Origin of the sequence: Microlunatus soli (genome assembly GCF_900105385.1) — a bacterium.
GTDB lineage: Bacteria > Actinomycetota > Actinomycetes > Propionibacteriales > Propionibacteriaceae > Microlunatus > Microlunatus soli.
The window spans coordinates 5,126,705-5,140,424 of the sequence record NZ_LT629772.1; the positions used below are offsets into that span (position 1 = coordinate 5,126,705).

The window sequence follows — 13,720 nt, forward strand, 5'->3', positions numbered from 1 at the left end:
AGTTGGTGGTGGAACGCGATCGATGGGAACCCACCGGACGCGACAGTCAACGATATCAGCGCCCTCCGGGCGGGACAAATCGCAGAACCGTCGAGGTCACCCGGCAGCCGACCGCGGATCCAGGATCACCACATCCTCGCCGTCCAGGTCGAGGCGGTCGGTGACGGTCCGCCCGGTCAGCAGGTCCCGCCAGCTGCCGGGTGCCGGCACCGAGGTGGTCGTGCTGGCGTGATTGATCACGAACAGCAGCCGGCCGCGCCGGACCGCTTCGATCCCGGAGGGGAGGTCGGGCAACACCGGCCGGACATCGCGTTCGGCGAGCACAGCGCCGAGCAGCCGCGCCAACTGCTCCGGGGCCGGGACGGTGCCGACGTACCACGCCGTACCCGACCCGGAACGATGCCGCAGCACCGCGGGCAGCCCATCGACGGGCCCACCGCTGAACGACGCGATCACCTCGGCGCCCTCGGCTCGCAGTTGTTCGGCCCAGATCGTCACCGGCCCGTTGCCGAGCAGGTCGGACTCGATCCGCAGTTCGTCGGCGTCGGGCAGCGGCAGCCACTGTTCGCCGCTGGCGCCGATCAGGTCGGTCAGTCCGACCGGGAACCTGCCGCGTCGGACGTGGCCGTTGCGATCGGCGACGCCGGCGAACGGGCCGAGCACCAGGGCGCCGCCGTCGGCGACGTAACCGCGCAGATTGGCCTGGGCCGCATCGTCGAGCAGGTACGCCGACGGCGCCAACACCACCCGATAGCGGGACAGATCGTCGCCGCTGCCGACGATGTCGGCGCTGACTCCTCTTTCCCACAGCTGTCGATACCAGGCCTTGAGCTGGGCGTGGACCTGGAGCCGGTCGGACGGGACGGTCTCCTCCTCGGCGGCCCACCAGCTCGACCAGTCGAAGACGATCGCCACGTCGGCGTGCACCCGCTGGTCCAGCACCGGCCGGAGGGTACGAAGTTCCTGACCGTGCGCGACGACGGCGCGCCACCGCTCGGAATCCTCGCCGGCGTGCGGCACCAGGGCCGCGTGGAAGCGTTCGGTCCCGGCGGTGGAGGCCCGCCATTGGAAGTAGCAGGATCCGTCGGCACCCCGGCCGATCGCCCGCAGCGATTCCAGCCGGGTCCGTCGCACTGACTTCGCGACGTTGTGGCCGCGCCAGTTCACCGCTCCCGATGCCTGCTCCAGATACATCCAGCCGCGGTCGCCGCCCAGGGTACGCATCAGATCGTTGCTCAGCGACGCCTCGACGATCGAGTCCGGGTCGTTCGGGTCGGGGTAGTTGTCGTCGGCAATGATGTCCAGCTCCGGCGCCCACTGCCGGTAGTCGGCACCGGGATAGAAGCGCATCAGGTTGGTGGTCACCGGCAGATCGGGGCGCCGCTCGATGATCATCGTCCGCTGATCACGGTAGAGATCCAGCAACTGATCGGAGATGAAGCGCCGGAAGTCCAGCCGCTGCGACGGATTGATCACGTACGGCGCCCGTCGCGGCGGGATGATCTCCGCCCAGTCGCTGTAACGCTGGCTCCAGAAGGTCGTCCCCCAGGCGGCGTTCAGCGCGTCCAGGTCGCCATAGCGGTCCTGCAACCAGGACCGGAAACGTTCGGCGCACAGGTCGCAGTAGCACGGGGTGCCGTACTCGTTGCCGACATGCCACATCGCCACCGCCGGATGATCGGCGAACCGGTCCAGCAGTTCGGTCACGATCCGGCGGGAGTGCTCGCGGTAGACCGACGAGCTGGCGCAGTAGTGGTTGCGTGCCCCGTAGCCGAGCCGGATGCCGTCTCGGTTGACCGGCAGTGACTCCGGCCAGCGGTGCCCCATCCACGGCGGCGGCGAGGCGGTCGGGGTGGCCAGGTCGATCGCCACGTCGTGCTCGGCCAGCAGCTCGATCACCTGCTGCAGCCAGCCAAAGGTGAACCGCCCCGGTTCCGGCTCCAGACTGGCCCAGCTGAACACTCCGACGGTGGCCAGGTTGACCCCGGCCTGCTGCATCAGTCGGGCGTCCTCGATCCAGACCTCTGGGCTCCACTGTTCAGGGTTGTAGTCACCGCCGTACAGGAATCCGAGACGATCGGTGAGGGTGGCCAGTCCGGGCCGAGGGGATGGCGTCGACATGCATCCGTCCTGAATCGATGGCGTGGGACTGCATTATCCCGTGCCGACCCGGCGGACGAACCGGAGCATCGCATCGGCGGACAGCTGTTGCCAAGTGCGGATGGTCGGCAGCCCCGGTGATGCGGGCCGGCGAGAGGCGCTGTGCAGGAAGACGGCCCAGGATCCGATCAGGCCGAAGCGGAGCCGCTCGGGCGCCGCAGCGCAGGCCGGGTGGGTGGCCAGCAGCTCGACGATGTCGAGCTCGCCGCCGTCGCCACGGTCGGCGCCGGACGCGATCATGTCGGTCACCAGGAAGACCGGGTCCAACCAGCCGACAGCGCGCCGGGCATGCGCCCAGTCCACGAACCAGGGCTCTCCGCTGCTGGTGATCATGATGTTGTCGGCGCGCAGGTCGAAATGGCACAGGGTGTCGCCGGGCAATGCGGCCTGCAGCTCCTGCTCGACCATGATCAACTCGTCGAGCCGCTCGGTGATCCAGGGATCGTCCAGCCACGGATCGTCGTCCGCGTCGGCCAGCCGCTGCCAGCCGCCGAACATGTCGACCATCGTCTCGGTGGCACCCGGCTCGTCGGTCCACGGCGCCGGGGTCAGTTGCTGGCTCAGCCGAAGACACAGATCCAGGCACCGTACGGCGTCGGCGCGGCTCCACGGATGGGCCGGTGGTGTGCCGTCGAGCAGCGGGAAGGTGATCGCGATCCAGGCCTGTTCGGTGCCGGTTCGATCATGGACTCCGAACTCCTTCGCGCCGGTCGGCTTGAGGATCCCGGGCAGCCGCGGCAACCGCAGCCCGCGGTCACGCTCGTTGCGGTAGATCCGCAGGGAGTCGGCGTTGATCGCCGCAGTGACGGCCTTGACGAACAGGCCGTCACCGGAGGCGGTCTGCACGGTAGCTGCCACGCCGGGTGAGAAGCCGCCCCGACGATCGATGATCTCCGACACCGGTCCGGGAAGCTGATCGGCGACCCAGTCACGGACCTCGGCCGGCAGCTGCGCGTACGGGATCCGGACGCCGGCGGCGTAGCTGGCCGGCAGTGTGCTTTGCGCGGACGACGTCTGGTCGATGCTCATGATCGTTCCATGATCGACATGTCCACCGGTGGACGGCAACCGATATTCCCCTGGCCGTCCCGGGTGGAGCTGACATCGGTCGTGCTGTCGAGATGGCGGCTGCTGGTTCGACGTAGGGGAAAGAGCAGGTCACCGTCGACAGCACAGGAGCTTGAGATGCAGTATCCACGGGCACTTCGGCCCTTGTCCGTATCTACCTACCGCTGGCTGGCGTCGGCCCTGGTCGCTTCCCTGATCGGTTCCGGTCTGTGGGTGGTGGCGATGGTCTGGCAGATCGTCGCGATCGGCGGCGGCGCCGGCGAGCTGTCGCTGGCAGCCGGCGGTTCCGCCGTCGGAATGCTGCTGACCATCCTGCTCGGCGGAGCGTTGGCCGATCGGGTGCCGCAACGCCGGATCCTGATCGTCGTCGAGTCGACCAGAGCCGTCACCGTCGGCGTGATCGCGCTGCTGTCGTTGACCGGGACGGTGCAGGTCTGGCAGATCGCTGCCGTCGCCCTGGTGATGGGCGCGGTCGGTGGTCTCTACTATCCGGCCTACACCGCCTTGCTGCCACAGATCCTGCCCGCCGATCAGTTGCTGGCCGCCAACGGCTTCGAGGGGATGACCCGGCCGGTGTTGGCCCAGGCTGCCGGTCCCGCTGCGGCCGGTGCCCTGATCGCGAGCAGCTCGCCGGGGGCCGCGATCGCGGCCAGCGCGTTGACCGGAGTTGCTGCCGTGCTCTGCATCCTCCGGCTGCCGCATCTCGCCCAGGTTTCGGCAACCGCCGGGACCGCGTCGAGTGGCCCGGCCGTGGTCGCCCTGCTGCGGGATGTCCGCGATGGCTTCGGCTATATGGGAAAGACACCGTGGCTGCTGGGAACATCGGTCTTCGCCTCGTTGATGATCATGGTCGTGATGGGACCGTTCGAGGTGTTGGTGCCGTTTGCGATCAAGGACCAGGTCGGCGGCGGCGCCCAGCAGCACGCCTGGGTGCTGGCGGCGTTCGGGATCGGCGGTGCGGTCGGCTCCCTGGTGATCGCGTCCCTGCGACTGCCACGCCGCTATCTGACCGTGATGATCATGCTGTGGGCGCTGGGCTGTCTGCCGTTGGCGGTCTTCGGGCTCACCGACCAGGTGCTGCCGATGATCATCGCCGCCTTCGTCGTCGGTGCCGGCTTCAACGGCGGAGTGGTGATCTGGGGCACCCTGCTGCAACGCCGGGTGCCGCGGGAGATGATGGGGCGGGTCTCCAGCCTGGACATGTTCGTCTCCTCGGCGTTCATGCCGGTTTCGATGGCGGTCGCCGGCCCGGTCGGGCAGGCCGTCGGGCTGCCCGTCACCTTCCTGATCGTCGCCCTGGCCCCTGCCCTGATCGGTCTGCTGGCGATCATCGCGGCCCGGATGCCGGCCGACGAGATCCGACATCCGTTGGACACGGTCGAATCCGACGACCTCGACACGGTCGCATCGGCGACGCCGGCAGAGCAGAGTGAACTCGTCGGCGCCGCTTGCTGAGGCCGGAGCGGCCCGGCGAACCGGTTACCGTGAGGCCGGACAGCTGACTATGGCGGGCCGTCAGACGCGGGTCAGTACACCCTCGACGATCCCGCTCAGAACGGCAACGATCAGGGCAGCCACGACGGCGGAACCCGGTTCCAGGACGAGTGACAGCCCGAGCGCCAGGACCCCGAACAACACAGCACCGGAGATCGCATCGACGACGGTGTACCTGCTGCGCTCCGGGTCTCGCGCCGTTCGTGCGACCAGCGAGCCGACAACCCGCCGGACCACGTGATCGATCGTGAACGCCACCACCCAGACCCCGACCAACCGAACAGCCAGCTGCCAGATCGGCAGCGGGGCGAAACCGTCGAAGGCGGGGATCAGCGCTATCACACCGACGCCGACCGGATAGCTGATCGCCGCACTGACAACGGTCGGCCTGCTCGGCAGTCCGAGCGTCGCGATCCGTTGGAGATGGTGTCGCATCAGAAAGCCGTTGCCGGTCGTCATCCTGCCCTCGAATCGCCGTTCGGTACGTGTCAGGCCGATTCCTCGCACCGTAACAGCAGGGAGATTCACCACCCGCTCGTCGTGTGAGCCGGCGTGGGTTGTCCGGATCACCAGGCGTCGCGCTGGGCACGGGCGTGGTAGAGCAGCACACCGGCCGACACCGCGACATTCAACGAGTCCGCACGACCCAGCATCGGGATCCGGATCCGGTCGAAGCCAGACCAGTCCGGCGACACCCCGTGCCGCTCGTTGCCGATCACCAACGCCACCGGTCCGCGCAGATCGGACAGCGGGTAGGGCAGCCCGCGGTTGGCATCGGCGACCATGATCGACACCGCTCGCCGCTGCAACCAGTCGACCGCAGCGGAGGGCCGTTCGAACAGCAGTTGCGGTACGGTCAGACTGAGACCGCGACTGCCCTGGAAGACCTTGTCGCCGTCCGGGCGGGCGCGGGTGTTGGTCACGATCAGCAGATCGGCGCGGCAGGCGTCGATGGTGCGGATCACGGTGCCGAGGTTGCCGGGGCTCTGCAGGCCGTCGGCGACGACGATCAGCGCATCGTCGGGCAGGCCGAGCTGCTCGGTGTTCCATCGTGGCTGCTCGATGATCGAGATCAGGCCGTCGGGCTGATGCCGGTCTGACAGCCGTTCGATGATCTTGCCGGAGATCCGGTAGCTCCTGCCGGCCCGGGAACGGCACAGGTCCAACAGCGCATCGGCCTCGCCCGAGTGCAGCAACTCCGGCACCGAGAAGGCGGTGTCGAACTGCGCCCCGGCGTCGACCGCCGCCCGATGGGCCCAGACGCCGTCGATCAGCAGCCGGCCGGGCTGTTGGCCGCGCTTGACCGCGAGCGCTCGGCGTACGTCAGTGTGTGCCGAACCGATCTGTGTGGTCCGCGTTGCGTGTGCGGACATCGAAGGTCGTCCTCATGTCGGCATCCTCCGACCGGACGGCTGAGTTGGCAACGGGTTTTACCGGCATGGGAGGATAGGACTTCAGCCGTACCACCGACCAGACTGGAAGACGTGTCCGCACAGACCACTCGCCGTTCCGGACCTGCTGCACCGCAGCCGGGAAGCACCGACCCCTCGATCATCCGCAACTTCTGCATCATTGCGCACATCGACCACGGCAAGTCGACGCTGGCCGACCGGATGCTGCAGCTCACCGGCGTGGTCGAGGAACGATCGATGCGCGCGCAGTACCTGGATCGGATGGACATCGAGCGTGAGCGTGGCATCACCATCAAGTCCCAGGCCGTCCGGATGCCGTGGGGGGTGGGGGAGACCACCTATGTGCTGAACATGATCGACACCCCCGGCCACGTCGACTTCACCTACGAGGTGTCCCGTTCGCTGGAAGCCTGCGAGACGGCGGTGCTGCTGGTCGACGCGGCGCAGGGGATCGAGGCTCAGACGCTGGCCAACCTGTACCTCGCCATCGACGCCGATCTGCACATCATCCCGGTGCTGAACAAGATCGATCTACCCGGCGCCCAGCCGGAGAAGTACGCCGAGGAACTGGCCGGGATCATCGGCTGTGCCGTCGACGACGTCTTGAAGGTGTCGGCCAAGACCGGCGAAGGCGTACCCGAACTGCTCGATCAGATCGTCGCGCAGACCCCGGTGCCGGTCGGCAAGGCCGACGGCGAGGCCCGAGCGCTGATCTTCGACTCGGTCTACGACACCTACCGCGGCGTGGTGACCTATGTCCGCGTCGTCGACGGTCGGATCAGCCACCGGGACCGGATCCTGATGATGTCGACCAAGACCGCCCACGAGGTGCTCGAGGTCGGTGTGATCTCACCGGAGCCGATCAAGACCCCGTCGCTGGCGGTCGGCGAGACCGGCTACCTGATCACCGGGGTCAAGGACGTCCGGCAGTCCCGGGTCGGTGACACCGTGACCCTGCAGGCCAAACCGGCCGCCGAGCCATTGGGCGGCTACGCCCATCCCAAGCCGATGGTGTTCGCCGGCCTCTACCCGATCGACGGCGCCGACTACCCGGAGCTGCGGGAGTCGCTGGAAAAACTGCAGCTCAACGACGCGTCGCTGACCTACGAGCCCGAGACCTCCACCGCGCTGGGCTTCGGCTTCCGCGCCGGCTTCCTCGGACTGCTGCACATGGAGATCATCCGAGAACGCCTGGAACGGGAGTTCAACCTCGACCTGATCTCGACCGCGCCGAGCGTTGTCTACCAGGTGAAGATGGAGAACGGTGAGGAGCACACCGTCACCAACCCGTCGGAGTTTCCGACCGACGGCAAGGTGGCCGAGGTCCGCGAGCCGATCGTCCGGGCCACGCTGCTCAGCCCGAGCGAGTTCATCGGCACGATCATGGAGCTCTGCCAGGCGCGCCGCGGCGTCCAGCTCGGGATGGACTACCTGTCCGCCGACCGGGTCGAGATCCGCTACCAGTTGCCGCTGGCCGAGATCGTCTTCGACTTCTTCGACGCGTTGAAGTCGCGGACCAAGGGTTACGCCAGCCTGGACTACGAGCCGGACGGCGAACAGAGCGCCGATCTGGTCAAGGTGGACATCCTGCTGCACGGCGAGCCGGTGGACGCGTTCTCCGCGATCGTGCACCGGGACAAGGCTTACAGCTACGGCGTGGAGATGTCGAGCAAGCTGAAGGATCTGATCCCACGGCAACAGTTCGAGGTGCCGATCCAGGCCGCGATCGGCTCCCGGGTGATCGCCCGGGAGACCATCCGCGCGATCCGCAAGGATGTGCTCTCCAAGTGCTACGGCGGCGACATCTCCCGCAAGCGCAAGCTGCTGGAGAAGCAGAAGGAGGGCAAGAAGCGGATGAAGATGGTCGGCCGGGTCGAGGTCCCGCAGGAGGCCTTCGTCGCCGCGTTGTCCACCACCGAGCCTGCCAAGGAATCCAAGAAGTAGCTCCTCACAGCAGCATCTGGGCCTCGCCGCCGTCGACGTACAGCTCGCTGCCGGTCATGAAGCTCGATTCGTTGCTGGCCAGGAAAAGCGCACCGTTGGCGATCTCTGCCGGATCGCCGACGCGTTGGAGTGGAACGGCGCTGGTGAACATCTCGGCCGTGGACGCGGTCCCGCCGATGGCACCCGCCACTCCGTCCAGCCCGGGCGTGCCGGTCGGCCCCGGCGTCAGGACGTTGACCCGGATCTTCGGTGCCAGCTCGGACGCCCAGGTCCGCGCGAACTGACGCAGCGCCGCCTTGGAGGCGGAGTAGGCGCCGAAGCCGAACGTCACGCCCCGGCTGGTCGACGTCGAGCTGACGACGATGATCCGGGCATCCTCGCTGAGCAGCGGCAGCGCCTTCTGGACGGTGAACACGGTTCCCCGGACGTTGACGTCGAAGGTCAGATCGAAGTCCTCGGGGGTGATGTCCTCGATCCGCCCGACGGTGCCGAGGCCGGCGTTGGCGACCAGGACGTCCAGCCGGTGGCCGTCGTTGTTGATCTTGCTGAACAGCTGATCAAGATCATCCAACCGGGATACGTCGCCCCGGATGCCGATCGCCATCCCGCCGAGCTCGGCGACCGCCGTGTCCAAGGCGTCCTGCCGCCGCCCGGTGATGTAGGTCAGTGCACCCTCGTGGATGAAACGCCGAGCGATGGCCAGACCGATCCCTGAGTTGCCTCCGGTGACGAGTGCGACCTTTCCGTCGAGTGCTCCCATGATGATTCTCCTTGCCCAGTACGGATCCCAATTTTGACTGACTGGTCCAGTATGGGCATTCTGTACCGATCGGTCAAATAACTGGATCGGCGACTATCCTGAGGTCATGGCACGGACACGGGGCTACGACGAGGACACCGTGGTGGCGGCGGCCCAGGATCAGTTCTGGGCCACCGGCTACCGGGGGACAAGCCTGGACATGTTGCTGTCGGCGACCGGGCTCGGCAAGGGGAGTCTGTACAACTCCTTCGGCAGCAAACGGGCGCTCTACCTGCGGGCGTTCGACAGGTACTGCCACGATCAGCTGGCCGAGATCGCCGCGGGCCTCGACGGTCCGGATCACAAGGCTGCCGCCAGGTTGCGCCGCTACATCGACACCCAGATCGGCGGGCTGGGGCGGAGGCGAGGGCAGCAGGACGTGCCACGAGGGTGCTTCATCGCCAAGGCGGCGGCAGAGATGGCCGCGGAGGATCCCGAGGTCGCGGCGATCGCCACCCGGGCCCTGGAGCGGCTCGGTGACCTGCTCGCCGACTGCATCCGGGCTGCGCAACGGGCCGGGGACATCGACCCGGACCGTTCCGCGCGGGCCTTGGGACGGATGCTGCTCGTTGCCCAGCGGGGAGCCGAGGCGCTCGCGGAGGCGGGCGTCGGGTCGGCGGTGATGAAGGACGTCGCCAAGGAACTGACGTCCTCGGTGCTACCGGAGCTGTCGAGGACCTGATCGACCTCACCGTCGTCCCACGAGGCTGTGAGATCGGCGTTCGTTCATCGTGATCCGTCCGCAACGGCTACGGAACGCCTGCGGCCTAGCGTCGTACGGCACGGCCTCGAGCTACCCAGACCGACCGAGCAGGAGTGCCCATGGACCGAGTGCAGATCGACCTCGTGCAGTCCACCTTCGCCCAGATCGCACCGATCGCCGACATCGCGGCGGGGTTGTTCTACGACGACCTGTTCAACCGTGATCCGTCGCTGCGGTTGCTGTTCGCCGACGACCTCACCGAGCAGCGGCAGAAACTGATGCAGATGCTCGGTGCGGCCGTCGACGGACTGGACGACTGGGAGGCAACCGTTCCGGTCGTCCGCGCCCTGGGCGAACGGCACGCCGGATACGGCGTCCTCCCCGAACATTTCGACACCGTCGGGGCGGCCCTGATCGGCACCCTGGAGAAGGGCCTCGGCGAGGACTTCACCCCGCAGGTCAAGGACGCCTGGGAGCGGTGTTACGGATTGGTCGCCGGCGAGATGCGCAGCGTCCTGGGCGCCGCTGCCGGATGACGTCGTCGATCCTCGGCCCGGCGAGCGTCAGCTGAAGTCCAGACCGCCGGTCCGGGTCCGTTTCAGTTCGAAGAAGTGCGGGTTGCCGGCCAGCAGCACCGCGCCGTCGAACATGTCGAGCGCTGCCTGCCCGCGCGGAATCGCGTTCAGCACCGGACCGAAGAAGGCGACGCCGTTGACGTGGATCGTCGGGGTGCCGACGTCGTCACCGACCGGGTCCATCCCCCGATGGTGGGACTTGCGCAGTTCCTCGTCGTAGTCGGTGCTGTCGGCAGCCGCGGCCAACTCGGCGGGCAGTCCGACCTCGGCCAGGGACTCCTTGATCACCCGGTCGTAGTGGTCGTCGCCGTGCTCCTTCTTGTAGCCCTGGTTGTGGATTCGGGTCCCCATTGCGGTGTACAGGTCCCGGAGCACGTCATCGCCCTGCTGCTGCGCGGCCGCGATCGCGACCCGGACCGGGCGCCAGCCGTCGTTCAGGCCCTTCTTGTAGCCGGCGTCGAGGTCGCGGCCCTCGTTCAGCACGGCGAGACTCATCACGCGGAACTGCAGGTCGATGTCGCGTTGTTTCTCCACTTCCAGGATCCAGCGCGACGAGATCCAGGCAAACGGACAGATCGGGTCGAAATAGAAGTCGACCTGGGGGCGATCGGTGGTGACGGTCATCAACACTCCTTGGTGGAATACAACACTCCGTGGTGCATGCCGGGCACGTTTCAACGGTAGTCGACGCAGCGGACCCGTTGCGCCGGTCCCACCCTGCGAACGGTCCGCCCAGTAGGGTCTGCCCATGGCAACTGAGCAGGCGAGGACGACCGACGACGGGGCAGGCACCGCCGATCGGTCCGGGGTACCCCTCCCACTGTGGGGCGTGCTGGTGGCGGCAGGGCTGGTGATCCTGTGCGCCGGCCTGCGAGAGGTCGCCGACATCATCGCGCCGATCTTCCTGATGGTCACCCTGGTGATCACGGTCCATCCGCTGCGCAAGGTGCTGCTCCGCTGGCACTTCCCCAACTGGCTGGCCAGTCTGCTGGTGCTGATCGTGATCTATCTCATGATGGCCGTCATCCTCGGCGCGGTCGCGTTGTCGGTCACTCAGCTGGCGCTGCAGCTGCCCAACTATCAGAAGGCGTTCGAGAGCCTGTACGACTGGGCGCTCGGGACGCTGCGACAGTTCGGGGTGGACACCAGCGACTGGCGCGGAATGCTGTCCAAGATCGACATCGGCAGCTTCACCGGCGCCGCGCAGGGTGTACTGGCCGGGGTGACATCGGCCTTCTCGCTGGTCGGTTTGATGGCGCTGACGGTGATCTTCCTGGCATTCGACGGCGCCGGCGCCCGAGCCCGGATGCTGATCGTCCGCCGGCTGAAGCCGGGTGTCGCCGACGCCTTCGCCGACTTCGCCCACCGGGTCCGCAGCTACTGGATCGTCACCACCGTCTTCGGCCTGATCGTGGCCGGCTTCGACGTGATCGCGCTGTTGATCATGGGCGTGCCACTCGCTCTGACCTGGGGTGTGCTGGCGTTCGTCTCCAACTACATCCCCAACGTCGGGTTCATCATCGGGCTGATCCCGCCGGTCGTGATCGCGCTGCTGGAGAGCGGGCCCGGAATGGCGCTCGCGGTGGCGATCACCTATGCGGTGATCAACTTCTTCATCCAGACCCTGATCCAGCCCCGGTTCACCGGCGACGCGGCCGGGATCAACGCCACCATCGCGTTCATCTCGCTGATCTTCTGGGCCTCGATCCTCGGCCCGCTGGGCGCGCTGCTGGCGGTGCCGGCGACCCTGTTCGTCAAGGTGGTGCTGATCGACCATTCCCCGAATGCCCGCTGGTTCGGCGCCCTGATCAACTCCGACAGTGACGACAAACCCAAGCCGAAGAAGCGCAAACGGTCCAAGCCGACACCGCCGGCGGTCTCGGTGGAGGGCGGCTGATTGAAAGCTGCCGGGGCGGCCCGTAGAGTCACCGCAGTGACCACCTCCGCAGCGCCCGACCGGGCCGACATCGGCATCATCGGCGGGACCGGCTTCTACAGCTTCCTCGACGATCCGCAGGTCGTCGAGGTCGACACCCCGTTCGGTCGGCCGAGTGCACCGATCTCGATCGGTGAGGTCGGCGGCCGGTCGGTCGCGTTCCTGCCCCGGCACGGGGAACGGCATCAGTTCGCGCCGCATCGGGTCAACTACCGGGCCAACCTCTGGGCGTTGCGCTCGGTCGGCGTCCGGCAAGTGCTCGGCCCGTGTGCGGTCGGCTCACTCAAACCCGAGCACGGTCCCGGGACGTTCGTCGTCCCTGATCAGGTGGTCGATCGGACCTGGGGGCGCGAACACACCGTCTACGACACCGAAGGTCCGGTCGTGCACGTCGGCTTCGCCGATCCCTATTGCCCGCGGGGGCGGGCGACCCTGTTGAACAACGCCTCACCCGAGACCGGGGTGCTGGTCGACGGCGGAACACTGGTGGTGATCAACGGTCCACGCTTCTCCTCCCGCGCCGAATCGCAGTGGCATGCCGCCGCCGGCTGGTCGGTGGTCGGGATGACCGGCGTACCGGAGTCCAGCATCGCCCGTGAGTTGGCGATGTGCTACTCGACGGTCTGCCTGGTGACCGATCACGATGCCGGCGTCGAGGGCGGGGAGTCGGTGTCCCACGTCGAGGTGGTCCGGCAGTTCGGCGCCAACATCGATCGGCTCAAGAGTCTGTTGCGCGACGTGATCTCGACCCTGCCGGAGCCGGAGACCGACGAGGAGGCGACCTGCGCCTGCCGGCGCGCCCTGGACGGGATCGAACTCCCGATCACTCTTCCGTGAGGTCGCCGTTCTCCAGATCCCGTCGGATCCGGGCCTCGATGCCGGCATAGTGCCGGACGATCATCGCCCGCGCGACCTCGACATCGCCGGCGAGGACAGCGTCGGCGATGGCGGCATGATCATCCACGATCAGCGTCGGTTCCCGATGCGGGCTGGCCGGCGCCGCCCGGTGATAGGCCTGCCAGAACAGGTCGAACAGCTGCAACAGCATGGCGTTGCCGAGGTCGACATACAGCAGCTGATGGAACGCCCGGTCCAGATCGATCAGGCCCTCGCCGCGGGACACCGCCTCCCGCATCGCCCGGACCAGCTGCCGCAACTCCTCGCGGTGGCCCTTGGACAGGGTGCCGATCGCGTCGCCGATCAGAGCGGTCTCCAGGGTCTTGCGGAGCCCGACCAGATCGGCCAGCGCCCGTGGCCCGCGCATCAAACCGTACGGCAGGTGGTCCAGCAACGGTTCGAAGGAAAAATCGCGGACGAAGACGCCGCTGCCACGCCGGGTCTCCAGCACGCCGGTCGACTCGAGCGCCTTGACCGCCTCCCGGACCGAGTTCCGTCCGACACCGAACAGCCGGGCCAGCTCCGCCTCCGGCTTCAACGGGTCACCCGCCCGGAGCCCTTCGCGGACGATGAAATGGCGGATCTCGTCCTGAACACTCTTGTGCAGCGGTGCCGTCCGGAGCGAGGTCGGCGGCAGCTGCGGAACCGCAGGTTCGGAGCGACGGGTGGGGGGAGTGCCCATGACTGACCTCGTTCTCTCGGGCGGTTCTCCCGAGCGCGGCGACTTGTAGG

13 protein-coding genes are annotated in these 13,720 nt (G+C 67.6%); 6 read left to right on the forward strand and 7 right to left on the reverse strand.

The genetic code is table 11. The annotated features are described in order from the left end of the window. Positions 1-96: 96 nt before the first annotated feature. Complete coding sequence (locus BLU38_RS23490) at positions 97-2,121, reverse strand: beta-galactosidase (RefSeq protein ID WP_091527989.1); 2,025 nt, start codon at positions 2,119-2,121, stop codon at positions 97-99. A gap of 33 nt (positions 2,122-2,154) precedes the next feature. Continuing rightward, a complete protein-coding gene (locus BLU38_RS23495) occupies positions 2,155-3,189 on the reverse strand; it encodes a phosphotransferase (RefSeq protein ID WP_091527992.1) in 1,035 nt (344 codons plus the stop codon). 156 nt (positions 3,190-3,345) lie between these two features. Between BLU38_RS23495 and BLU38_RS23500 the strand changes: the two genes are divergently transcribed. Beyond that, on the forward strand, positions 3,346-4,683 hold the full coding sequence (locus BLU38_RS23500; RefSeq protein WP_091527995.1) for an MFS transporter: 1,338 nt from the start codon (positions 3,346-3,348) through the stop codon (positions 4,681-4,683). A 60-nt stretch (positions 4,684-4,743) separates the two neighbouring features. Here the strand turns inward: BLU38_RS23500 and BLU38_RS23505 are convergent, their stop codons facing one another. Further along, complete coding sequence (locus BLU38_RS23505) at positions 4,744-5,181, reverse strand: hypothetical protein (protein WP_091527998.1); 438 nt, start codon at positions 5,179-5,181, stop codon at positions 4,744-4,746. A gap of 107 nt (positions 5,182-5,288) precedes the next feature. Beyond that, the gene (locus tag BLU38_RS23510) at positions 5,289-6,095 is read right to left on the reverse strand and encodes a TrmH family RNA methyltransferase (RefSeq protein WP_091528000.1); all 807 of its coding nucleotides are present in this window, start codon (positions 6,093-6,095) and stop codon (positions 5,289-5,291) included. 111 nt (positions 6,096-6,206) lie between these two features. Here BLU38_RS23510 and lepA point away from each other — a divergent pair, with 111 nt between their 5' ends. Then, positions 6,207-8,078, forward strand: coding sequence for a translation elongation factor 4 (gene lepA / locus BLU38_RS23515; protein ID WP_172836208.1), 1,872 nt, complete (start codon positions 6,207-6,209; stop codon positions 8,076-8,078). Positions 8,079-8,082: 4 nt separating this feature from the next. On the opposite strand, the gene BLU38_RS23520 is transcribed toward lepA, so the two are convergent. Next, on the reverse strand, positions 8,083-8,838 hold the full coding sequence (locus BLU38_RS23520) for an SDR family NAD(P)-dependent oxidoreductase (RefSeq protein WP_091528002.1): 756 nt from the start codon (positions 8,836-8,838) through the stop codon (positions 8,083-8,085). Between the two features lie 106 nt (positions 8,839-8,944). Between BLU38_RS23520 and BLU38_RS23525 the strand changes: the two genes are divergently transcribed. Beyond that, entirely contained in the window at positions 8,945-9,559 is a 615-nt protein-coding gene (locus tag BLU38_RS23525; protein WP_091528005.1) for a TetR/AcrR family transcriptional regulator, read from the forward strand. A 140-nt stretch (positions 9,560-9,699) separates the two neighbouring features. Then, positions 9,700-10,116 carry a globin family protein gene (locus tag BLU38_RS23530; RefSeq protein WP_091528008.1) on the forward strand — a complete coding sequence of 139 codons (417 nt, stop codon included), beginning with the start codon at positions 9,700-9,702 and terminating at the stop codon, positions 10,114-10,116. A gap of 27 nt (positions 10,117-10,143) precedes the next feature. Here the strand turns inward: BLU38_RS23530 and BLU38_RS23535 are convergent, their stop codons facing one another. Further along, positions 10,144-10,779, reverse strand: coding sequence for a mycothiol-dependent nitroreductase Rv2466c family protein (locus tag BLU38_RS23535; RefSeq protein WP_091533014.1), 636 nt, complete (start codon positions 10,777-10,779; stop codon positions 10,144-10,146). A 124-nt stretch (positions 10,780-10,903) separates the two neighbouring features. On the opposite strand from BLU38_RS23535, the gene BLU38_RS23540 reads away from it, so the two are divergent. Together BLU38_RS23540 and BLU38_RS23545 are read left to right on the forward strand one after the other, a co-directional pair. After that, positions 10,904-12,052, forward strand: a complete 1,149-nt coding sequence (locus BLU38_RS23540) for an AI-2E family transporter (protein WP_091528011.1) — start codon at positions 10,904-10,906, stop codon at positions 12,050-12,052. Positions 12,053-12,088: 36 nt separating this feature from the next. Beyond that, positions 12,089-12,928, forward strand: a complete 840-nt coding sequence (locus tag BLU38_RS23545; protein WP_091528013.1) for an S-methyl-5'-thioadenosine phosphorylase — start codon at positions 12,089-12,091, stop codon at positions 12,926-12,928. Here the strand turns inward: BLU38_RS23545 and BLU38_RS23550 are convergent. Continuing rightward, positions 12,915-13,670 (reverse strand): FadR/GntR family transcriptional regulator, encoded by a 756-nt coding sequence (locus tag BLU38_RS23550; RefSeq protein WP_091528016.1) that lies wholly within the window; start codon positions 13,668-13,670, stop codon positions 12,915-12,917. The genes BLU38_RS23545 and BLU38_RS23550 overlap by 14 nt on opposite strands. Positions 13,671-13,720 lie beyond the last annotated feature (50 nt).

Excerpts from the sequence above, each read along its gene's own strand:
- BLU38_RS23550 (WP_091528016.1), bottom strand. The coding sequence starts at position 13,670 with ATGGGCACTCCCCCCACCCGTCGCTCCGAACCTGCGGTTCCGCAGCTG.
- BLU38_RS23505 (WP_091527998.1), bottom strand. The coding sequence starts at position 5,181 with ATGACGACCGGCAACGGCTTTCTGATGCGACACCATCTCCAACGGATC.
- BLU38_RS23490 (WP_091527989.1), bottom strand. The coding sequence starts at position 2,121 with ATGTCGACGCCATCCCCTCGGCCCGGACTGGCCACCCTCACCGATCGT.
- BLU38_RS23540 (WP_091528011.1), top strand. The coding sequence starts at position 10,904 with ATGGCAACTGAGCAGGCGAGGACGACCGACGACGGGGCAGGCACCGCC.
- BLU38_RS23520 (WP_091528002.1), bottom strand. The coding sequence starts at position 8,838 with ATGGGAGCACTCGACGGAAAGGTCGCACTCGTCACCGGAGGCAACTCA.
- BLU38_RS23525 (WP_091528005.1), top strand. The coding sequence starts at position 8,945 with ATGGCACGGACACGGGGCTACGACGAGGACACCGTGGTGGCGGCGGCC.
- BLU38_RS23535 (WP_091533014.1), bottom strand. The coding sequence starts at position 10,779 with ATGACCGTCACCACCGATCGCCCCCAGGTCGACTTCTATTTCGACCCG.
- BLU38_RS23530 (WP_091528008.1), top strand. The coding sequence starts at position 9,700 with ATGGACCGAGTGCAGATCGACCTCGTGCAGTCCACCTTCGCCCAGATC.
- BLU38_RS23495 (WP_091527992.1), bottom strand. The coding sequence starts at position 3,189 with ATGAGCATCGACCAGACGTCGTCCGCGCAAAGCACACTGCCGGCCAGC.
- BLU38_RS23500 (WP_091527995.1), top strand. The coding sequence starts at position 3,346 with ATGCAGTATCCACGGGCACTTCGGCCCTTGTCCGTATCTACCTACCGC.
- BLU38_RS23510 (WP_091528000.1), bottom strand. The coding sequence starts at position 6,095 with ATGTCCGCACACGCAACGCGGACCACACAGATCGGTTCGGCACACACT.